Source organism: Verrucomicrobiota bacterium (assembly GCA_037139415.1).
GTDB lineage: Bacteria > Verrucomicrobiota > Verrucomicrobiia > Limisphaerales > Fontisphaeraceae > JBAXGN01.
The window spans coordinates 1-20,411 of the sequence record JBAXGN010000077.1 but is presented as its reverse complement, the minus strand read 5'-3'; the positions used below and the strand labels follow the sequence as shown (position 1 = coordinate 20,411).

General features: G+C 56.2%; 20 protein-coding genes. 13 read left to right on the top strand and 7 right to left on the bottom strand.

The genetic code is table 11. From position 1 onward, the window contains the following. Positions 1–93: 93 nt before the first annotated feature. The gene (locus WCO56_14755; protein ID MEI7730831.1) at positions 94–1,416 is read left to right on the top strand and encodes a LemA family protein; all 1,323 of its coding nucleotides are present in this window, start codon (positions 94–96) and stop codon (positions 1,414–1,416) included. A gap of 57 nt (positions 1,417–1,473) precedes the next feature. Then, positions 1,474–1,866: a rhodanese-like domain-containing protein gene (locus WCO56_14750; protein MEI7730830.1), complete on the top strand. Its 393-nt coding sequence runs from the start codon at positions 1,474–1,476 to the stop codon at positions 1,864–1,866. A 25-nt stretch (positions 1,867–1,891) separates the two neighbouring features. On the opposite strand, the gene WCO56_14745 is transcribed toward WCO56_14750, so the two are convergent. Next, positions 1,892–2,860, bottom strand: a complete 969-nt coding sequence (locus WCO56_14745) for an AI-2E family transporter (GenBank protein MEI7730829.1) — start codon at positions 2,858–2,860, stop codon at positions 1,892–1,894. 167 nt (positions 2,861–3,027) lie between these two features. Between WCO56_14745 and WCO56_14740 the strand changes: the two genes are divergently transcribed. Further along, positions 3,028–3,519, top strand: a complete 492-nt coding sequence (locus WCO56_14740) for a peroxiredoxin (GenBank protein MEI7730828.1) — start codon at positions 3,028–3,030, stop codon at positions 3,517–3,519. Positions 3,520–3,534: 15 nt separating this feature from the next. On the opposite strand, the gene WCO56_14735 is transcribed toward WCO56_14740, so the two are convergent. Both WCO56_14735 and WCO56_14730 read right to left on the bottom strand, forming a co-directional pair. Further along, a complete protein-coding gene (locus WCO56_14735; GenBank protein MEI7730827.1) occupies positions 3,535–5,451 on the bottom strand; it encodes an ABC-F family ATP-binding cassette domain-containing protein in 1,917 nt (638 codons plus the stop codon). Positions 5,452–5,493: 42 nt separating this feature from the next. Continuing rightward, positions 5,494–7,095, bottom strand: a complete 1,602-nt coding sequence (locus WCO56_14730) for a peptide chain release factor 3 (GenBank protein ID MEI7730826.1) — start codon at positions 7,093–7,095, stop codon at positions 5,494–5,496. Positions 7,096–7,203: 108 nt separating this feature from the next. On the opposite strand from WCO56_14730, the gene WCO56_14725 reads away from it, so the two are divergent. Beyond that, positions 7,204–8,433: a DEAD/DEAH box helicase gene (locus WCO56_14725; GenBank protein ID MEI7730825.1), complete on the top strand. Its 1,230-nt coding sequence runs from the start codon at positions 7,204–7,206 to the stop codon at positions 8,431–8,433. Between the two features lie 29 nt (positions 8,434–8,462). Here WCO56_14725 and WCO56_14720 read toward each other — a convergent pair whose 3' ends face one another. Genes WCO56_14720 through WCO56_14710 form a run of 3 tightly spaced genes read right to left on the bottom strand, consistent with a single transcriptional unit; the run spans position 8,463 to position 11,876 of the window. Beyond that, the gene (locus WCO56_14720; protein ID MEI7730824.1) at positions 8,463–8,963 is read right to left on the bottom strand and encodes a hypothetical protein; all 501 of its coding nucleotides are present in this window, start codon (positions 8,961–8,963) and stop codon (positions 8,463–8,465) included. Between the two features lie 57 nt (positions 8,964–9,020). Further along, positions 9,021–10,748: a GAF domain-containing protein gene (locus tag WCO56_14715; GenBank protein MEI7730823.1), complete on the bottom strand. Its 1,728-nt coding sequence runs from the start codon at positions 10,746–10,748 to the stop codon at positions 9,021–9,023. Positions 10,749–10,763: 15 nt separating this feature from the next. After that, positions 10,764–11,876, bottom strand: coding sequence for an LptF/LptG family permease (locus WCO56_14710; GenBank protein ID MEI7730822.1), 1,113 nt, complete (start codon positions 11,874–11,876; stop codon positions 10,764–10,766). 235 nt (positions 11,877–12,111) lie between these two features. Here WCO56_14710 and WCO56_14705 point away from each other — a divergent pair, with 235 nt between their 5' ends. From WCO56_14705 to WCO56_14685, 5 genes are all read left to right on the top strand, one after another. Next, positions 12,112–12,432: a hypothetical protein gene (locus tag WCO56_14705; GenBank protein MEI7730821.1), complete on the top strand. Its 321-nt coding sequence runs from the start codon at positions 12,112–12,114 to the stop codon at positions 12,430–12,432. A gap of 206 nt (positions 12,433–12,638) precedes the next feature. After that, complete coding sequence (locus WCO56_14700; GenBank protein ID MEI7730820.1) at positions 12,639–14,474, top strand: Ig-like domain-containing protein; 1,836 nt, start codon at positions 12,639–12,641, stop codon at positions 14,472–14,474. Positions 14,475–14,688: 214 nt separating this feature from the next. Beyond that, entirely contained in the window at positions 14,689–14,970 is a 282-nt protein-coding gene (locus WCO56_14695) for a hypothetical protein (GenBank protein ID MEI7730819.1), read from the top strand. Between the two features lie 115 nt (positions 14,971–15,085). After that, positions 15,086–16,078 (top strand): hypothetical protein, encoded by a 993-nt coding sequence (locus WCO56_14690; GenBank protein MEI7730818.1) that lies wholly within the window; start codon positions 15,086–15,088, stop codon positions 16,076–16,078. Beyond that, positions 16,075–16,335, top strand: a complete 261-nt coding sequence (locus tag WCO56_14685; GenBank protein MEI7730817.1) for a hypothetical protein — start codon at positions 16,075–16,077, stop codon at positions 16,333–16,335. The genes WCO56_14690 and WCO56_14685 overlap by 4 nt, the downstream gene beginning before the upstream one ends. A 53-nt stretch (positions 16,336–16,388) precedes the next feature. Here WCO56_14685 and WCO56_14680 read toward each other — a convergent pair whose 3' ends face one another. After that, positions 16,389–16,568: a hypothetical protein gene (locus WCO56_14680; GenBank protein MEI7730816.1), complete on the bottom strand. Its 180-nt coding sequence runs from the start codon at positions 16,566–16,568 to the stop codon at positions 16,389–16,391. A gap of 296 nt (positions 16,569–16,864) precedes the next feature. Between WCO56_14680 and WCO56_14675 the strand changes: the two genes are divergently transcribed. The 4 genes from WCO56_14675 (at position 16,865) to WCO56_14660 (ending at position 20,086) form a co-directional block, all read left to right on the top strand. Then, a complete protein-coding gene (locus tag WCO56_14675; protein MEI7730815.1) occupies positions 16,865–17,320 on the top strand; it encodes a hypothetical protein in 456 nt (151 codons plus the stop codon). A 300-nt stretch (positions 17,321–17,620) separates the two neighbouring features. Further along, a complete protein-coding gene (locus WCO56_14670) occupies positions 17,621–18,322 on the top strand; it encodes a MotA/TolQ/ExbB proton channel family protein (GenBank protein ID MEI7730814.1) in 702 nt (233 codons plus the stop codon). Positions 18,323–18,331: 9 nt separating this feature from the next. Further along, positions 18,332–18,622 carry a hypothetical protein gene (locus tag WCO56_14665; GenBank protein MEI7730813.1) on the top strand — a complete coding sequence of 97 codons (291 nt, stop codon included), beginning with the start codon at positions 18,332–18,334 and terminating at the stop codon, positions 18,620–18,622. A gap of 903 nt (positions 18,623–19,525) precedes the next feature. Beyond that, positions 19,526–20,086, top strand: a complete 561-nt coding sequence (locus tag WCO56_14660) for a 3'-5' exonuclease (GenBank protein MEI7730812.1) — start codon at positions 19,526–19,528, stop codon at positions 20,084–20,086. The last annotated feature ends 325 nt before the right edge of the window (positions 20,087–20,411 follow it).

Sequence of the window (20,411 nt, the reverse complement as noted above, 5' to 3'; positions counted from 1 at the left end):
TGTCATAGTTTGTTCCCTGGCCGCTGGGGCATTATAAATTCCGCGTGATTTTCCACTTAACTATGGCGGCCCGGGCGGTATGCTGTGGGTAACATGAATGCAGGCGCTCCAGAAATGTGGCTGCCGCCGGTGATCGGCGGAGTTCTCGCGATTATCTTCCTCCTGCTGGCCTTGCGGGCAAACAAACGGCAGCGGTTGGTGGATAATCTGCCCACGTCCAAAACCACCGGGGTGTTTATCGGGTTGGTCGAGGTGAAGGGAACGGCTGAATGTGCGGAGCCCCTGATTAGCTTCCTGGCGGAGCGGCGTTGCGTGCAGTACAGCTACTCCGTGGAGGAACACTGGTCGCGCACCGTTGTCGAAACTTACACGGATGACAAGGGTAATACCCGCACGCGCACGCGGCACGAGAGCGGGTGGAAGAGTGTGGCGAGCGGCGACGAGATGACGCCGTTCTACCTCAAGGATGATTATGGTCATCTCCTGATTCAACCCGAAGGCGCCACGCTGGAGCCACAATCCGTCTTCTCGGTCACCTGCGGCCCTGAGGACCCACTATATTATGCCAAAGGTCCCGGATGGGCGGTGGCGGACTCGGATCATCGGCGGCGGTTCACCGAGCAGGCCATGGAATTGCACGTGCCTTTGTACATTCTCGGGCAGGCGCGCGAACGCAAGGATATGGTGGCCGCCGAAATCGCCGCCGATAAGAACGCGCCCCTGTACTTGATCTCCACGCGGAGCGAGAAGGAGATCAGCCGTAGTTTTGGTTGGGCCTTTTGGGGCTGGCATTTCCTCGGGCTGCTGTTGGCCGTGAGTGGTGTATTTTTCCAGCAGGCGCGGGGGGCAGCCAACGGAATCGCCCCGGGCTGGCTGGTGCTGGCCGGGACGCTGTATATTCTGACGGCCAGCGTTGGTTGGGTGTGGATGGCGTACAACAGCCTGGTTGATTTGCGGCAACGGGTCCGGCAGGCGTGGTCGCTGGTGGAGGTGCAATTGAAACGTCGGCACGACTTGATCCCCAACCTGGTAACCACCGTCACCGGCCTGCGCGATTACGAAAATACCCTGCAAACCGAAGTTGCCGCCCTGCGCAATCAATTGACCGCCACCGCGCCCGGAGTGGCGGGGCCGGACTTTTCCGCCGTGGGCAAGGTCATGCTGGCCGTGGCGGAGCGCTACCCGGAACTCAAGGCGCAACCGTCGTTCCTCAACTTGCAGCAAAACCTGGCGGATACGGAAACCCGTATTGCGCTGGCGCGCAGTTATTATAATGAAATTGCCACCCAGCATAATGTGCGCCTGGAAATTATCCCGGATCGTTTCCTTGCCGGTTTGGCCAAAATGCAACCCCAGCCGCTGATGGCCGCCAATGATTTCGAGCGTGCGTCGGTGGTGGTTAAATTTGCGGAGTAACGGTTCCGGGTTGGCATGGGTCCTTTTTCGTGCTACCATAAACCAGTAAGTAACCGAATGAAAACACTGAAAATGTTTAGCTGGCTGACGACCTTAATGGGCGCATTGAGCGGGTGTTCCGCTGCGGATTCCGCCGCCATCAAACGGGCGGGGCCAGACGAATTTGCGCAACTCATGGCTGGCGACAAAGTGGTGGTGTTGGATGTGCGCACACCGGGGGAATTCAAGGGTGGCCACGTCAAAGGAGCGGTAAACGTGGATTATCTTGGCACCGAATTTGAATCGAAAGCCACCGCGTTGGATAAAACGAAGACTTACCTGGTCTATTGTGCCGCCGGGGTGCGCAGCGCCAAAGCCTGCAATAAACTCGTCAAGTTGGGATTCGGCAGCCTGGTGGATCTCAAAGGCGGCTATGGTGCCTGGCAGGGTGCCGGAAAACCGGTGGAATGATCAGGGTCCGCTGCACCTGACCAGGTCACGCTTTGAGTTTAACCTGCGAGGCTTCAATCCGGATAAAGTGTAAAATGACCGGGGCGAGGATCATTCCGGTGATACCCATCAAACGTTCCCCCAGAATCAGCGCAATCAAGGTCAACCACACCGGGTTCTTGATCTGATTACCGATGATTTTGCTGTTCAAGAAATACTCCAGCTTGTGCAGCACGATCAAAAACGCCAGCGCCCACACGGCCAATTCCGGCGACACCGTCAGTGCAATGCCAACAATGACGGTGTTGCTAATCAGATTCCCCACAATCGGCAACATGCCGCAAAGGAACGTGACCCCAATGACGACCACGGCGTGGGGCAAGGCAATCCAAATCACAAAGATCGAAGTCAGGGTCGTATTAATGGTGGAAATCAACAACTGGGCGCCCATGACCGTGGCAAACGACTGGTAGAGGGAGCGAAACCGGTCGGCAATTTCCGAGTAAAAAGCCACATACAGATTTTCTTCCCCTTCGTGCTCAGGCAGATGCAGCATTTTGGCCGAGTTAAGAAACAAACTGATGGCGATCACGAAACCAATGATCAAAAAGACGAATTGTTTAGTAGCAATTTTAGCCGCATCGGTCACATGGTCCATCTCCCCTTTCATCATGATTTGGGTGTATGATTTCAGGCTGTCCCAATCGGAAAACGGTAATTCCAAGTTATGACTTTTGGCCACCTGGATCACCTGTGGCACGGCGCGCTCCATTACTAGCGGAAGGGTTCTAACGGCTTGGTCCAGAACATAACCCAAGGCAAGGCAGATGACGGACACCAACACCACAAACAACGTCACCGTCATCCAATTGCGGTTAAAAACGTGCAGTTTGCACAGCACGAAATACGAAAACAGAACCGTCACCAAAGGAGTCCCTAATCCCAGCCAACCCGCCAAAATGAAGGTTGCCGCAAGGAATAGATACGAATTGCGTTTGAGTGTCGTCATCATCATTACTGTTCTTTTCGCTGGTGTTGCATGAGTCAACCTTAGTTGGTTCTCCCGCCGGATTCAACCCCTTTTCAAGAGCTGATGGCAATCCACTTTGACACGCCGCCAACATGCAGTACGTTATGCGCATTATGAAACAGCAGATACGTAATTGGATATGGACTGGAACCATGATGCTCGGACTGACGGTCATGTCGCTTTCCGCAACCGACCTGCCCAAAGTCGGCACGCCAGCGCCTGCCATCGCCGGTTTGGATCAGGACGGCAAGGCTTGGACCCTGGAAGCGCAACGCAACAAAAAGGCTGTGCTGCTTTATTTCTATCCCAAGGACAACACCCCCGGTTGCACCAAACAGGCGTGCGGTTTGCGTGATCGTCTGGAAGAGTTAAAGAAAGCCGAAGTGGAAGTCGTGGGTGTCAGCTTTGACAACGCGGACAGCCATAAGAAGTTTATCGCTAACCAGCATTTGAATTTTACATTACTTGCCGATACGGACGGGAAGATCGCCGACGGCTATGGCACACGCATTTTCGGTGTAAACATGGCGCGCCGCGTGAGTTTCCTGATTGGCAAGGACGGACTAATCAAGCATGTGACGGATACCTCAAAAGCCGAGGTTCACCTTGAGGAAATGAAGGTGGCCGTCGCCAAGTTGAAATAAGACCGGCCAACCAGATTATTCCGCAGGCGCAGCCCCGGCCCGAATGGCTTCCAGTTCCTGCCAGCGTTCGTAGAGTTGGGTGATGCGGGCTTTGTCCGCCGCGAGTTCCGCGTTCAGCTCCTCCATGCGCTGCCCGTATTTGCGGTGGAAATCCGTTTCCAGGAAGAGCGCCTCGATACGGGACACATTTTCTTCCGCCGCCAGAATCACCGCCTCAATGCCCTCCAATTCACGCGTCTCCTTAAAGGATAATTTGCGCGGACGATTGGGGGTCGGCTTTTTCCGCGCCTCTGCGGCTTCTGCCGTCCAACCGTGCGTTGCCGGAGCGGCTTTACTGCGATTTGCGGACGTTTCCTGCAATTGGCGGCGGCGCTTCTCCGCGTAATAATCGTAATCGCCGACACTATGGGTCACCTGGGCGTCGCCTTCAAAGGCGAGGATGTCGGTGCAAACGCGGTTGAGAAAATAGCGGTCGTGGCTGACGACCATCACGACACCCGGAAACGCCACCAGCGCCTCTTCCAACACGCGGAGCGTGGCCAAGTCCAGGTCGTTCGTGGGCTCGTCGAGAATCAGGAAGTTTCCGCCCATCTTCAGGATGCGCGCCAGGAGCAGGCGGCTGCGCTCGCCGCCGCTGAGGTGTTTCACCTGGGAGGCGATGCGTTCGTCGCTGAACAGGAATCGTTTCAGGTATGCGCGCAACGAAATGCGGGTTTCCCCCCAGAGCACGAATTCGGTGCCGTCGCTGACTTCTTCGAGGACGGTGCGTTCCTCGTTCAATTGCAACCGGCCCTGATCCACGTAATTAAAGCGCGTGAGTTGCCCAAGTTTGACCGAGCCTTCGGTCGGCTCAAGTTGGCCCAAAATGATTTTGAGCAGCGTGGTTTTGCCCAAGCCGTTGCGCCCGGTGATGCCCATGCGCTGATTGGCGGCAAAGGTCAGGTTCAAGTTGGCGAACAGCCGTTTCCCGCCCAGTTCCATGCCCACCTTCACCAATTCGGCGACGCGATTGCCAAGCGGCGGCGGGGGGGGGATCACCAAATCCACGGTGCCATCCAACGCCGGCGGTCCCTGGGCGGCGACATCATAATAGCGCTCGAACCGATTTTTGGCTTTGGACCGTTGCGCCATGGGGCCGCGCCGCACCCATTCGAGTTCACGCTTCAGAAACATCTGGCGTTTATGCTCGATGACCTCCATCGCCGCGTCGCGCTCTGCCTTGGCCAAGAGGTACTCGGTATAATTACCGGCATGGGAATAGAACGTGCCATTGGACAGTTCCACCATGCGGTTGGTGACGCGGTCCAGAAAATAACGATCATGCGTCACGAGCAGGAAGGCGGCGGGGTATTCCTCCAGAAAGTCCGCCACCCATTCAATGGATTCCGTATCGAGATGGTTGGTCGGCTCGTCCAGGATCAACAGGTCCGGGCGGGAAATAATGGCGCGGCATAATGCCACGCGCCGCAGTTCCCCGCCGGACAAGGTGTCCATGCGCTGTTCGTTGCTGGGGCAATTCAGATGCGCCATGGCGGTCTCAATGCGGTGATCCAACCCCCAGCCGTCCAGCGTCTGGATGCGTTGTTCCAGCTCGGCGTGTTTGCGCGACGTGGCGGGCAACGACTCGAATTCGTGAATCAAATCCAGCACATGCTGCGCCCCGCCACGAATGTTCTCCCGCACCGTCAAGGTCAGGTCCAACTCAAATTTCTGTGGCAGATACCCCACCACCAGATCGCGCCGGCGCGTCACTTCTCCAGTATCCGGCGCTTGCAATCCGGCCAGGATGCGCAGGAAGGTGGACTTCCCGCAACCGTTGCGGCCTACCATGCCCACCCGGTCCGAGTCCTCCAGCGTCAGCGTCGCGCCGTCCAGCAAAAGCTGGTCGTTATAGCGAACAGAGATTCCAGTGGCATTGATGATCGTGGACATGATTTAAATCGTTGAACGCGAAATCGGGCGCAGGTCGGCGCGTCACTCGGGCTGCAGTTCCACCGGCAACTTGGATAGCGGGGTTTTCTGGTTGGTTTCCATAAAATAATTCGCCGCCCATTCCGTGGCGAACAATACCACGGGATGCTGCGCCATGTCATAGGCCAGGCGCGAACCGGTCGGCAGCGAAAGCGCGTCCAAGTCTTCCTCTTTCAAGATCGGCGGCAGCCAACGCACCACCGTCCATGGCGCGGCTTCCAGACGTGACTCCGCCCCGTATTCACTTTCCAGCCGGTATTGCGCCACCTCAAATTGCAGCGGGCCGACCGCCGCCAACAGCGCCACCTTGCTCGCCGCGTTGCGCAAATGCAGCACTTGGATCACCCCTTCCTGCAATAACTGATCCAGCCCCTGCCGAAACTGTTTATACTTCGCCGTGTTCGGATTATGCAAATAGGAGAACGCCTCCGGCGTGAACCGCGGGATTTCCTTATACACGATGGACGGATCGGTCGTCAGCGTATCGCCGATGCCAAACTCCGAATGTCCCACCAGCCCAATGATGTCCCCCGGGTACGCCTCATCCACCGTCTCGCGCTCATTGCCAAACAACTTATGCGAACTGGACAGGCGCATCTTTTTATTCGTGCGCGAATGGATGACCGTCATATCCCGCTCGAACTTCCCCGAACACACGCGCAAAAACGCGATGCGGTCGCGATGCCGCGGGTCCATGTTTGCCTGAATCTTGAAGATGAACCCCGAAAATGCCGGATTATCCGGGGCGATGGGCGTGCCCGCCATCACACGCGGGCTCGGGGGCGGCGAATGCTTGAGGAAACCATCCAGCAACAACTGCACGCCGAAATTATTAATGCCGCTGCCGAAGAAGACCGGCGTGGTCTGCCCGGCCAGCACCGATTCCTCATCGAACGACTCCCCAGCCAGTTCCAAAATCTCCAGCTCCTCCATCACCTTGGCATACGTCACATCGTCCAACCGCTCGCGAATCACCGGATCGGCCAGGCTGCCAATGGATACCGGCGCACGGAACTGTCCCTTCACGGTGCGTTCGAATAAATGCACCTCTTTGGCGCGCCGATCATACACCCCTTGAAACTCGAACCCGGTGCCGATGGGCCAATTCACGGGGAACGCCCCGATGCCCAGCACATACTCCAACTCATCCAGCAACTTCAGCGGTTCGCGCATGGGGCGGTCGCATTTGTTCATGAACGTGAAGATCGGCACCCCGCGCTGCCGGCACACTTCAAACAGTTTGCGCGTCTGCGCCTCGATGCCCTTGGCTGAATCAATTACCATCACCACCGAATCCACCGCCGTCAGCACACGATACGTGTCTTCGGAAAAGTCCTTGTGGCCAGGGGTATCGAGCAGATTGATGCGCACCCCGTTATAATCGAACTGCAACACGGTGGAGCTGATGGAAATGCCGCGCTTGCGTTCCAGTTCCATCCAATCGGAGGTGGTCGCGCGCTGACTTTTGCGCGCAGTGACCGACCCCGCCAACTGCACCGCGCCACCATAAAGCAATAGCTTCTCCGTCAACGTGGTTTTACCCGCGTCCGGATGCGAGATGATGGCGAAGGTCCGCCGCTTCTGTATTTCTTGTGCGATACTCACCGGGGCGGGGACGTTAGCAGGAAATCAGCGAAGGGCAAGCAGAACCGCGATAGGTGTGTCCATGGTTGACTTCTTAAGTCAGATAGGGCTTAATCAGCTCAATATTATATGGGATTTACTCAGTTAAAACTTTCGGCGCAGGCAATGGAAGGTGTGAAGGCCATGGGGTACACGGAACCGACCCCAATCCAGTTGCGGACGATTCCTTTGATTTTGACGGGCCAGGATGTCATTGGCAGCGCGCAGACTGGCACCGGCAAGACGGCGGCCTTTGCACTGCCGATCATTACCAAGTTGGGCCATCACGAAACCCGTACCCGGGTGCTGGTGCTGGAACCGACGCGGGAACTTGCCGCCCAAGTGGAAACGGCGTTCCGGGACTTGGCGCGCTTTACCGATTTGACTGTCACCGTTGTTTACGGCGGCGTGGGTTACGGGCGGCAACGCGACGAGTTGGCCAAAGGCACGGATATCATTGTGGCCACCCCGGGGCGGCTGCTGGATCATATTCGCCAGGGGCAATGCCATCTGGACGCGGTGCAATACGCCGTGTTGGATGAAGCGGATCGGATGTTGGACATGGGCTTTCTGCCGGATGTGCGGACCATCTTGGAAAAATGCCCGCGCGCGCGGCATACCTCGCTATTCTCCGCCACGATCCCGCCCGCAATCGAGACCCTGATCTCGTGGGCGATGAAGGACCCGCAGACCGTCGAGATTGGCGCGCGCCGCACCCCGGCGGAGACCGTCAAACACGTCATCTACCCGGTGAGCGATTATCAAAAATCCGATTTGCTCCAGGCGCTGCTGGATCGCGTGAATTACGATTCCGTCATCATTTTCTGCCGCACCAAGGACCGCGCGGATCGCATTGCGAGTTTTCTGAAGAAGAATCAGCACGCCGTGGCGGTGCTGCATTCCAACCGCACCCAGCGCGAGCGGGAGGAAGCCTTGAACGGTTTTCGCGCCGGACGCTTCGAGGTGTTGGTGGCGACGGATATTGCGGCGCGGGGTTTGGACATCGCCAATGTCAGTCATGTCATTAATTTCGACGTGCCCCAGCATCCGGAGGATTACGTTCACCGCATTGGGCGCACGGGACGCGCCGAGGCCAGCGGGGATGCATTTACCTTGATGGTGGCCGAAGATACCATGCATGTCTCCGCCATTGAACGGTTTATTGGTCGCTCCATCGAACGGGTCAAACTGGAGAATTTTGACTACCGTTATACGGCGTTGTTTGAAGCGGGTAAAACCGAGGGGCCTTCCATCGGTGGCGCGCGGGCGGTGCGGGTGCGGGGCGGCTATTTCTGCGCCCCTGCAAAGCGAAGGCGATAGGTTGACCGGGGGACCGGGCCGCCGGCAGCTTAACGGTGATACTCCAACGATCGTAAAAAGCGTTTATCCTGGGGATGCGCTTTAAGCGCGGTCGCCAGTTCCTCGTTCGTCATGGCCTTTAACACGGAGATATGCGTGCCTTCGTTGTCGTACCCGTAAAGAACTTCCGCGCCGATGGACGCCGCGTCATAGGTGGCCAGGATGCCACCATAGACCGATTCACATTGCTCCCGCTCGGGTTTTCCAAAAAGTTGGTGCAGAAAGGCCTCCGCTTCAAAGAATTGTTCACGGGTCATCAACACGGTGGCACCGTATTCGTCCTTGGAATAGCGCCATTGGCCGGTGATCTCCGGCAGATCGTTGGTTTTCACTGGACGCGCGGCAAATGTCAACGCCTGCTCCAGGATAAACGACCCGGCTTCGCCGCTTCCCGGCGCGGTCTCGGGCAACTTTGCCTGGCGTCCAGTTTGAGTCGCGCAGCCGCAGACTAGGCTCGCCGCTGCCAATACTGATAGCATCAAACGCATCATGCGCATACCAATAGAAGCAATCCGTCCGGTTGTCGAGCTTCTAAACTTGAATTCGGTTCACCCTTTGACCGGCAGGGTAATGCGGAAGCGAGTGCCCTTGCCAGGCTGGGATTTCACGATGACGTGCCCGCGATGGGCTTCCACGACGCGGTTGACGATGGCCAATCCCAAGCCGGTACCGCGCGTGCGGGTGGTGTTTAGCAACGAAGTGAAGGCGCGGTTTCGTTGCTCTTCCGTCATGCCTTCGCCGTTATCCTCGAACTCCACCGCGACGTGCGAGGCCACCCGGGTGGAGCGTGGCAGCCGTCGCAAGCGAATGGTGAACCGGCCACCGTTCGGCATGGCCTCGACGGCGTTCAAGGTCAGATTGAGAAACGCCTGACTTAGTTGCGCGGCATCCCCGCGAACCGCTGGCAGTTCGGGGTCCGTCTCCCGCACCAGCTCAATCTTGTGTTGGCGCAGTTTATGCCGCACCAGCAGGCTGAGGTCGTCCACCACTTGGTTCAGGTCCACCGGGCCCAACTGCGGTTCCGAGCAGCGCGCGAAGTCGAGGATTTTTTCCACGATTCGGTTGAGATGCTCCATTTTCTCGACGATGACCTCCTTGTCCCGGGCGCGTGGATCGTCCGGTTCAAACTTCAATTCGAGGGAGTGGAACAGCATCTTCATCACGGTGAGCGGATTGCGGATTTCGTGGGCGACCTCTGCGGCCAGCAGGCCCAGGGCGGAGAGTTGCTCGTTTTGCCGCAATTGTTCTTCCAGGTTCACCACCCGCTCGTAGAGGCGGGCTTTTTCAATTGCAATGCCCGAGAGTTCCGCCAGCGCCGCGAGGATCACGATTTCCTCGTTGGAAAACGTATGTACCTGGCCGGTATAGACGTTTAGCGCGCCGATGGCGCGAGCCCCGTACACCAGTGGCACGCTCAGCAGTGCTACCAGCCCTTCCTTGCGTGCCACGTCCAGGTTCTGGTATTGGCTGCTGGTTTGCACGTTGGCCACCTGGACGGCTTTGCGCCGGCGCACCACGTTGCCCACCAGGCTTTCCGCCACGTTTAGACGGGGTTTGCTCAGGTAATCCGGCCCGGCGCCGTGATGGGCGCGAACATCCAGCCATTCGTGCGTTTCATCCAGCAGCAGCAAGGAGCAGACGTGCGCGTCCATCAAATGACAGGCTTCGCGCGTGATGACCCGTAGCGCTTCATCCAAACTCAGGGTGGAGTTAATGGCCCGGCTCACGCTGACGAGGGATTCAAACAGGCGTGCCTTGTGGCGGAGTTGCTCGTACAACCAGGTATTGTGAATGACCCGGGCCGCCTGGACCGATAATTCTTCGAGCAACTGCTGGTCATCCTCGGTAAAAGCATCCAGGCTCTCCGAGTCCACATTCACCAATCCGCGGAGTTCCCCCTCGACATAGAGCGGCACGGCCAGTTCCGAGCGGATATTTTCGCGCAGCATCACGTACCGGTGATCCTTGCGGACATCGCCCACGCGCGCGGGTTTGCCGGTGCGAGCCACCCAGCCGGTAACGCCCTCGCCGACGCGCAGCTTGATCTGGCGCGCATTTGGCGGCAGCCCGTGCGCGGCCTCAATTTCCAGAAATCCGGTGTTGGGATTGATCAGGACAATGGAACCGCTGGAGGCGCGGGTCAGCCGAACCACTTCATTCAGGATCAGGTCGAGCGCCTGCTGTGGGTCCAGGGTGGAATGAATGACGTTGCCGACCTGATACAACAGGTTCAGCCGCTCATACCGCCGTTGCAAATCGGACAGTGAATCAGTCATAACACGGTGAATCCATCAGCGCACCCGGCTGGTTAATATCGCGCCCAGGGTGCCAAACAGCAGGTTTGGAAACCAGCCGGCCAGCCAGGGGTCGATCCGTCCGCCCAGCCCCAAGGCTTCGCCCAGCCGTTGCACTACAAAAAATGTAAAACAGAAAAAAATGCTGCTGGCCACCCCCACAAAGGCGTTGCGGCGGCCGGATGCCGCGCCAAATGGGATCGCGATCAGCACCACGATGAGGCAGGTGTAGGGCGCGGCCAGACGGACATGAAACTTGGTGTTCAGGCGGTGATCCCGGCGCGCCTCGGGATGCCAGCGCTGATATTCCAGAATTTCCATCAGCGACAACGAGGCCCCGCGCATCTCCCGCAGGCTGGACATGGCGCTGATTTTAATTTCGCTCTTGATCTGGCGTGGCGTTTCGGTGAACTCCGGCAGCGCGAGATAATTGGTGGTCAAGCGGGACGGCACCAGCGCGCCGGGCGGATACAGAATCTGTTGCACCTGGAAGAAATTCCAGATGCCATTGCCATAGACAGCGCGCTCGGCATACAATTCCATCCGGGAATCGTCCGGTTTCTTCCAGTCCACGTGCGGGCGAAGCATCTCGTAGGTCTGCATGTGATAGGCTCCAATCTGCCAGGTGCGCATCTCGGAAGCGTTGATGAAGGAAAGGTTTTTTACCCATTGATTCGCCGCGCCTTGCTTGCTCTGCACCGTGTATTTGTTGAGGATGCCTTCGGCCATTTCGGCGCTGTCTGGCAACAGCAGTTCATTCACTGCAAATAACAGAAAACCGCAGGCCAGGCTCACGCCGAAATACGGTATGCCCAAGTTCCACAGGCTGAGTCCCGCTGCCCGCATCGCCGTCAGCTCGTTGTGGCGCGCGTGATTGGTCAAGGCGTACAGCATGGCCAGCAGCAAGGCCACCGGTACCACGCGCCCAAGAATATCGGGCGAGGTCACCAGGAGATATTGGGCCACATCCAACGGTTTCAGCCCGGCCCGCTGGAACTCGTCCATTTGCCCAAACAAATCGAATGCCACCCAAAAGATCAGGAAGCCGCATAAGCAAAATCCCAGCGGCACCAGAAATTCGCGCAGCAGGTATTGATGTAACAGACGCATCGGCCAGGAGCCTATCTGACTCCCACGGGTCTGACAAGCTTTGGGCGCGGAATGTCGCGAGGAATACCGTGTGGCATGATACGTGAGGGGGACGCCGGGCAACTGGTAAGGCTGGCTTGATAAAAAACGGGTGGGCGTCCTTGTACGATGCGCGGACTTTTCCCGTGCCAAGCACACATATCTTTGCCTTGGTCTCCGCCCCTTGCGCTATTGGATTTGTGCAACATCTTTGGTTATGAGTGAGTATGGGATATGGAGTCAGGATAAGGATGCGGTTGTTCCGCATTCCGAAGGGGGCGGTTGTAGCTTGGCTGGCAGTGCAGGACGTTCAACGACACTGGTCTCAATCAGCACCTGGTTTATGGGCTGGCTGCTGTTGTTCTCGTTCACGTCCGCATGGAGCGCAGAACGGCAGACCTTGCGCGGCCATGTTCCTGATGCCGTTACACGTTTGACGCCAACAGAACGCCTGCCAGCCACCAATCGCCTGCGGTTGGCCATCGGCCTGCCGTTGCGCAACCAAGCGGCCCTTGCCGGGTTGCTTCAACAACTATAGTTTTTAATGCTGAAGTGAGCGGTTTGGAATCAGGCATAGGCCGCCTTTTTCATCAAAATAAGGTTACCATTAAACAAAAAATGAATGGCTCCATTTTTTGTTTTTTGCCAATAGTTTTATATGTAAGGAGTGGAAGTTGTGTCAGTTCTTTCCGTGCGGAAACGGCAAGTGTGGGACAACGACACTAAAAATAGAGGAAATGACGTATGAAATTATTCAAGAACTTGATCTGGACCGTCGGCTTTCTGCCGTTGTGGCTGATTTCTCCTAATGTGCAGGGTGGGGCGTTGCAAACCTACTGGCCGATGCACGTGGGCGACCACTACACCATGAGCTCCACCAGTGGCAACGCCACGACAACGTACGCGAGCGGAGATGGCGGGTATCCCGGCGCGCTGAAGGTTACCACGGTGGTGGGCAGTTTATCCAGTGTCGCGCACATTGGCTACTCGGGCGGCAGTGTCGTGAGCTACGACGTGGTGGCGGGGGGCGTTTCGACCGTCTATTCGCCCGCGCTCTTATCAATCACCGAGTCCGCCCTGGCCACTCAGGGCTCATTCAGCGGCACGAGCCACTTCACCGTTTCGGGTGCCAGTGCCAGCGTCACCATCAGCGGAACGGTCAGTGCGGGCGGGTCGGTGACCGTTCCGGCGGGAACGTTTAATAATTGTTTGAAGGTGGTGGAGACCATGACGACGACGACGACGGTCATGGGCCAATCCATCTCCAGCACCGCGCAAATGACCTTTTATCTGGCGCCCAATGTCGGCGCAGTGAAATCTGAAACCGTAACCACCGTGCCCGGTGTGCCGCAGACGCGGACCACGAGTGTTTTGGTGAGCGGGGTGATCGGCGGCGTGGATGTTACCAAAGGTGGTGGCGGAGGCACCACGGATAAGACCCCTCCGTCCGTGGTGATCGCCACTCCGACACCCGGTCAACGGATACTCACCAATGGCTCGATTGTTACCGTGCGGGGCACGGCGGCGGACAATGTTGGCGTGGATAAAGTATTCTGCCAAATCAACGGCGGGACGTTTGACGTGGTCACTGGCACCAAGGCGTGGACCAATGTGGCATGGGTGGTCGCCGGCACCAACGTGCTGCGGGCTTACGCGGTGGATGCGTCTGGAAATTGCTCGCGCACCAGCAGCGTGGCGTTTGTCATCGTGCAAACCTCGGCGTTGAGCGTCAGCCAAACCGGGGCGGGCACGATCCTGCCCGCCATGAATAATATGCTGCTGGAAATCGGCCGGAACTATTCCATTAAGGCGGTGCCCGCCGCAGGCCAGATATTTTCCAACTGGGTGGCGAACGGCGCGGTAGTCACCAATAATCCGAACCTGGTATTTAAAATGCGCCCCAATTTGCAGCTTACGGCGAACTTCGTCACCAACCGCTTCATCGCGGACAAGGGCGATTATCAGGGAATCTTCACGCTCGGTTACGAAAGCACGGATTGGACCAACTCGGGGGCGTTGAAGCTGACGCTGACGGATAAAGGGAGCTACACCGGCCAACTGCTGAATCAGGGCAAGAGTTATCCGTTGTCCGGCGCCTTTAATGCGGCCGGTTACGCCACCAATTGGGTGGCGCGCGGCACGCAGCCAGCACTGCGCGTGCGGATCAAGGTGGAACCGGATTCGCTGGGGATGTACGGCGATGTCGGCCCGGTGGGCGGCTGGCAGGCCGGTTTGATGGCGGATCGGAAAGTGGTCGCCAAAACCAATGCGTTCCAGGGGACGTATGTGATCACGGATACGAATAATCTGGGCACCCTGACCATCAAAGTCGCGCCGACCGGCGTTACGACCACCAGTGGCAAACTCAGCGACGGCACGGCGGTCGCGCTAACCACGGGCATCTCCGTCTGGGGCGATGTGCCGCTCTATCAGCCGCTGTATGCGAACAAAGGAATGCTGCTGGGGTACTTCCGGTGCAAGCAAGGCGCTGGTGGCGAATTGTACTGGCAAAAGTTGCCCACCACCCTCAATCCATCCGGCTTTACCAAGGCCGCGGTGTTTACGGTGCAGCAGAAATAGAGTTTTTTTGCGCGGACGCTGGATAAAACAGTCAACGAGGTCAGGTTGGCCTCTGGATAAAGCACTTCGGTTTGTTGCTGACGATTTAGGCTGCATTCAATCAGAACGGCACGACGGTGCATCGGTAACAACGTGCTGTCGAAGACGCTTGCCCGAGACAGCGAACAGTGCCATGCTGTCGTTAGTTGAATGAACGAATTAAGCGAATAAACCCATGAAATCTGCGTATGAATTAGCCATGGAGCGGCTGTCCAAACAGTCGCCCACCGTCAAGGTGACGGATAAACAGAAGAAGCGCCTGGCCGAATTGGAGGCCGAATACAAGGCCAAGGTGGCCGACCGCGAAATTTTCATCAAGGGCAAGCTGGCCAAGGCCTATGACAAGGGCGATCCCGAGGAAGTCCAGCAGCTCGAGAAACAACTCGTCAGCGACCGCAAAACCTTCCAGAACGAACTGGAGGAAAAGAAGGAACAGGTGCGGCAGGGAAAATCATAAGCTCGGAGAAGCGGTGTGTAGCCGGGGGTGAAAGTCCCTCAGGTCTGGCGGCGAGGCCGCTGGAGTTTGAAACGAAAGTGACGCATGGAAAGGCTTAACCAACCGCCGAAATACCATGACCACCGCACTTGATCGTGATTTGGAGAAGCTCAAAGCCCGCGCTTTTGACCGGGCCAACTGGGCGGAGGATGCTTTGCGCCGCTATCATGCAGTCATCCCCAAGCTGACCGAAACCGCAGTCCTTTCATTGCACGCGCTATACCTGTGGATGTTTGTCCCTCCGACGCTCTGGCCGTTTAATATCCAGGATGTGATGGTGGATTGCCTGGCGACGTTGGAAAAACGCAAGAAATTGAACGCGCAGCAACAACTGGTCATTGAAATGCTGCCGGAACCACCTAACGAAACCGTCTGCACAGCGGTGGCGGATCACGAAAAGCAGGTCCATGCCGGCACCTACGAGAATTTGGTCAAAACGCAGGTTAAATTTTATCAGCACGCGCAGGAGACCAAGACCAATCCCGAGTTACGACGGCAATGGGCGCGGATCAAGGCGGCTTTTGATGTCGAAGCCTATCGTGAGCACAAGGGCGTAATCCGGCGCAGCATGTGTGTGGAGCGCAATTTGCGGCCTTCCTTTGAAGTGAACATGCGCTCCCCAGCGGCGGTGTTTCAGGCGGTGTTTGATGCGTTTTGCCTGCGGTGGAATCTCTTTGGGATGAAATACGATCACCCGCTCACCTTCAAACTCTCGGTCAACCTCTCGGCGTACGGCACGATGATCCACATCCCCGCCTACTGGTCGTTCGACCCCAAGCGGGACATCTGCTGGGACGCCATCGCCAGGCTGCATCGCGTGCGCGTACCCAAGCGTCAGGGTGCCGCCTTGGCTGAAGGCATCACCGAACGGAAACAGAATGCCGAGAAACTGCGTCACCTCGATGCCGAAGCCAAACGGCTTGGGTTGAAAGGTGAAAAGAAGCATGAGTTCCTGTGCGCCGGCCTTGGCTGGGTGCCGGGTACTAGTCCCAAACGCATCAGCCGTCTCCGGACGGAATTTATTCCCCGCTTGACCGGGCGGATGACCCACAGTAAATTTAAGCTATGACAGCAACGGCTGAACATGTGTTGGAAGAAATCCGGACGTTGTCGGTTGACGAAAAACGCGAAATCTGGAGGCAGATTTCCCGTATTCTGGACCAGACCAACCTGGCGGTAAAGGGCGAACAAGACGCCTTGGAGGCGGTTCATTCCCTTTATGGGCGGTTTGCGGGTGGCGGTATGCTCACGCGCCTGCTTCAAGAACGAGCCCGCGACCGGGCGCGAGAAGAAAACCGCTTGACTGATAACCTGGCTCACGCTTGACCGACGGGGATTGGATTCGCAACACATCTTTTCCGCGGTTCACTGATAACTGTTCACTGATAACTGTTCACTGATAACTGTTCACTGGTGCCCTGCCTCCAATCTCCTATCTTCTTTGGTTTCATTTTTCTGCCAGCTAATTTTTTTGCCATGTCCGCCTCCTGCATTGCCAGTGGGAGACTGAAAACAGCAACAAAATGGGAAGCCGATTTTGCAGAAAAATAAACTGGCATAAAAATGGGAACCCAATTGCTTTTGCAGAAAACTGTCACAGAACGCAAACGGCGTCTGGATGGGCTTTCAATCCGCAAATGTATTTCGCGTTTTTCGCCTGTTTAGCGGTTTAATTCCCCACCCCGTTCCAACTCCAAACTCCCAGCTTCTATCTTCTGGTCATAATTTTTCTGCCAGCTAATTTTTTTGCCATGTCCGCCTCCTGCCTTGTTCTTGTGACACCCCATTTCTGGACAAAGATTGGGGACATTCAGTTCCTTTGATCCGCTGCCGATACCGGTGCATGGTGTTATCCATGCTAAATGCTGATCAATTACAGAGTGCGGTTGCTGCCGCCAAACAGCGGTTCAACCTGATTCGGAAAAAATATCCGGACCTGAAAGCCTACCTGGTCCTGGCACTGCCCGGCGGCCAGACCGGGATTGACAGTTCGCCGATCCAAATTCTCAGCGAGTTCCCGGCCATGGTTGTTGACGACAGTATTAAGACCGGTGTGTTGAACCTCCTGCCACGCCTTAAACAAACCGAATCCGCCACCGGTCCCGATACCGAACGACTGAAGAAAGAGTTGGAGCAACTGGTATCCCAACTCAAATACGATGAGCGATGTCAGGTTGAACTGCGCTTCCATGACCTCAACTACGAATTAATCTGGAAACTGCAAACGGATGACCTGACCGACCGCAATCTCACCCCGCAAACCAAAGCCTCCATCCGCATTGTTTTAGGCACCCTGGCTCAATTCACATAACGACCCGATCAGGCATATTACTATGAGGAAATTAAAACCAGTATCTTGTGCTTTACCGGAAACCGTTCGGGTGTTCTGGAATCAGCGGCCATACCGAAATGAGAGCACGAACCTTCAAGCCCATCCCCCTCAGCCGGATAATGAAAATTCTCTCCCCAAGGGAGAGAAAAAAAGTGAGGGGGTACGAAACCACAGTGGCTTCCGAAAGCATAAATTTATGCAACAAACCCAAGGAGGGAATGTCCCCTTGCCGTTTGCCATCCTGCGATGAAAGTGTCTCATTTTAACACACATTTAATTATGCTAGGCTTTACCCAATTTACAGAACTGACTTTCATCTGGCGGCAGGCGACGCCGGAGGCAAAGGGCATCATTCTTCTGCTGCTCCTGTTTTCCGTTATCGCCTGGTCGGTGATGGTGGCCAAGGCCCTGCAAATCCGCCGGGCCAGAAAGTTGAACACCCACTTTGCCGACGGTTTTAACGGCCAATCGGCGGTGATGGAGATGCATGAGCGGCGCATAAGCATTGAGGGTTGCCCCATGTTTGCCATCTACCAGGCCGGTTGTTCCAGCCTCAAGACCCGCCTCAAGGCTGGTAGCAGCGGTGAAGCCGCCCGCCAGTGGGTGTCGTTCAAAGGCATGGAACTGGTGAAACGGGCCGTGGAAAACACGGTGGCCATGGAGTCCCTCAAACTGGAATCCGGATTGATCATACTGGCCATCGCAGTCAGCGGCGCTCCGTTTCTGGGGTTGTTGGGAACTGTCTGGGGCGTGATGAGCACCTTTAGCGGCATCGCCATGAAGGGCGAAGCCAGCCTGGCCACCATGGCACCTGGAGTATCTGCCGCCTTGGTCACCACCGTAGCCGGTCTGCTGGTCGCCATCCCGTCAATGTTCGGTTACAACTACCTGGTGCATCAATTGCGCGCCACTACCGTAGAGTTGGATATCTTTGCCCAGGAACTGGTGTCCAAGCTGGAAAATGAGTATCTGCCCGAATAAACAATAACCATGCCCACCTTTGAACAACACTGTATCGAGGCACAGCACACCTTTGGCAAACCTTATGCCGAAGTGCATCGCTGGCTGGATGAATTCGCCGGTCAACCGCCCTATGGTATGCGCCACCGCAAGAAACGCCATCACCTGGCAGGCATTGAAGAGGTGTGCAAACTGTGGGGCAGCGAAGCTGCCGAAGCCGCCCGCCAACATATTATCACTGATCTTAAACTGGAAGGCTGGCGGGAAACCGATCCCTTCCCCAAAGATGAAACCCACTACCAACGGTTGGGATTGTTTTAAATTATATGCTCCCTCAGCCGAATAACGAAAATTCTCTCCCCAAGGGAGAGAAAAGAAGTGAGGGGGTACGAAACCGCAGTGTTATCCCAACCTGCAGAGATTGAAAAAACATGATCACCATCAACCTTAACGGGGCATCACCAGGCTGTATTCAATCCCGAATGGGATTGCGTCATCGAAGCCCAACGGTTGGATCGGCCAAGGGCAAAGTGGGGGGCAATCCTACCTTGGGTCGGGCGCGCAGGTGTCCCCCAACTCTGAAGGAGTTGCGTCCTGATCCCACCAACAACTATGGCCACCTTTGAGACATCATGAACATCACCACCCTCGATTTTGAAACCGCTAATTTTTCCACCCTTAAATCAACGGCAATACCCAGCGTAGGTCGCAACCATTCAAATATGTTCCCTCAGCCGGATAACGAAAATTCTCTCCCCAAGGGAGAGAAAAAAAGTGAGGGGGTACGGAACCGCAGTGTTATCCCAACCTGTAGAGATTGAAAAAACATGATCACCATCAACCTTAACGGTGCATCACCTGGCTGTGTTCAATCCCGAATGGGATTGCGTCATCGAAGCCCAACGGTTGGATCGGCCAAGGGCAAAGTGGGGGGCAATCCTACCTTGGGTCGGGCGCGCAGGTGTCCCCCAACTCTGAAGGAGTTGCGTCCTGATCCCACCAACAACTATGGCCACCTTTGAGACATCATGAACATCACCACCCTCGATTTTGAAACCGCTAATTTTTCCACCCTTAAATCAACGGCAATACCCAGCGTAGGTCGCAACCATTCAAATATGTTCCCTCAGCCGGATAACGAAAATTCTCTCCCCAAGGGAGAGAAAAAAAGTGAGGGGGTACGAAACCACAAAAACCTCCCAACCCATAGAATTTGCAAAAGCCATGCTCATCACCAGCCTAGATTTTGAAACCGCCAATCGTTCCCACGTCAGCATCTGTGCCGCTGGGCTCGCGGTATTTAAGGATGGCGCGCTGGTTGAGTCGCCCTATTGGCTGGTGCGCCCGCCCAAAGGCCACGGCTGGTTTCGGGAGGACTTTACCGAAATCCATAAACTGACCTGGTTCGACGTGAAGAACGCCCCCGAATTCCCCGCCATCGCCCCGGAATTACTGAAACACCTGACCCGTGCCGATATCGTGATCGCACATAATGCGCAATTCGACATTGAAAGATTGCGCGCCACCATGAAATATTTCGGCCTGCAATGCTCCGCGTTTGATTACCTGTGTACCTACCGTCTCGCCAAGCAAGTCTGGCCGGACCTGCCCAACCACCAACTCAGCACCCTGGCGGCGCACATCGGCCATGAGTTTAACCACCACCACGCCCAAGCCGACGCCGAGGCCGCCGGACGTGTATTGCTGGCCATGATGAAACAGGCAAACGCAAAGACGCCAGCCGAGTTGCTTAAGAAATCGGGCGTGTTGTCGGGAAGTTTTTGAAATAAATATTGCAATGAGTCAACCGAAGGAGTAGCAATAACACAACAAATGAAATCACCAATACATGTTGGCCATCAGCCCACTTCGGAAAATCGTGCCGAGTTGGTAGCATTGGAACAATATTTTGACAACATTCACGCTCTCAATATGGCCCGTGACAAGGGAATCCTCGCTAGCACGACCACACCCTGATCAAAACCTTTTGCCCTCTATCGCAACACCTGCCTAAAGAACAATCGATTATGAAACAAGAAACGACTATTCAAGATATATTTAGTGCTTATCCGTAAATAGATATTGTCTGTCGCCAGCAGATTATGGCTGC

Coding starts and splice junctions, on each gene's coding strand:
- WCO56_14680 (MEI7730816.1), bottom strand. CDS start 16,568: ATGCCAGTTTATTTTTCTGCAAAATCGGCTTCCCATTTTGTTGCTGTT.
- WCO56_14710 (MEI7730822.1), bottom strand. CDS start 11,876: ATGCGTCTGTTACATCAATACCTGCTGCGCGAATTTCTGGTGCCGCTG.
- WCO56_14700 (MEI7730820.1), top strand. CDS start 12,639: ATGAAATTATTCAAGAACTTGATCTGGACCGTCGGCTTTCTGCCGTTG.
- WCO56_14690 (MEI7730818.1), top strand. CDS start 15,086: ATGACCACCGCACTTGATCGTGATTTGGAGAAGCTCAAAGCCCGCGCT.
- WCO56_14695 (MEI7730819.1), top strand. CDS start 14,689: ATGAAATCTGCGTATGAATTAGCCATGGAGCGGCTGTCCAAACAGTCG.
- WCO56_14670 (MEI7730814.1), top strand. CDS start 17,621: ATGCTAGGCTTTACCCAATTTACAGAACTGACTTTCATCTGGCGGCAG.
- WCO56_14745 (MEI7730829.1), bottom strand. CDS start 2,860: ATGATGATGACGACACTCAAACGCAATTCGTATCTATTCCTTGCGGCA.
- WCO56_14735 (MEI7730827.1), bottom strand. CDS start 5,451: ATGTCCACGATCATCAATGCCACTGGAATCTCTGTTCGCTATAACGAC.
- WCO56_14675 (MEI7730815.1), top strand. CDS start 16,865: ATGCTAAATGCTGATCAATTACAGAGTGCGGTTGCTGCCGCCAAACAG.
- WCO56_14705 (MEI7730821.1), top strand. CDS start 12,112: ATGAGTGAGTATGGGATATGGAGTCAGGATAAGGATGCGGTTGTTCCG.
- WCO56_14755 (MEI7730831.1), top strand. CDS start 94: ATGAATGCAGGCGCTCCAGAAATGTGGCTGCCGCCGGTGATCGGCGGA.
- WCO56_14660 (MEI7730812.1), top strand. CDS start 19,526: ATGCTCATCACCAGCCTAGATTTTGAAACCGCCAATCGTTCCCACGTC.
- WCO56_14740 (MEI7730828.1), top strand. CDS start 3,028: ATGATGCTCGGACTGACGGTCATGTCGCTTTCCGCAACCGACCTGCCC.
- WCO56_14720 (MEI7730824.1), bottom strand. CDS start 8,963: ATGATGCGTTTGATGCTATCAGTATTGGCAGCGGCGAGCCTAGTCTGC.
- WCO56_14725 (MEI7730825.1), top strand. CDS start 7,204: ATGGGATTTACTCAGTTAAAACTTTCGGCGCAGGCAATGGAAGGTGTG.
- WCO56_14665 (MEI7730813.1), top strand. CDS start 18,332: ATGCCCACCTTTGAACAACACTGTATCGAGGCACAGCACACCTTTGGC.
- WCO56_14750 (MEI7730830.1), top strand. CDS start 1,474: ATGAAAACACTGAAAATGTTTAGCTGGCTGACGACCTTAATGGGCGCA.
- WCO56_14685 (MEI7730817.1), top strand. CDS start 16,075: ATGACAGCAACGGCTGAACATGTGTTGGAAGAAATCCGGACGTTGTCG.
- WCO56_14715 (MEI7730823.1), bottom strand. CDS start 10,748: ATGACTGATTCACTGTCCGATTTGCAACGGCGGTATGAGCGGCTGAAC.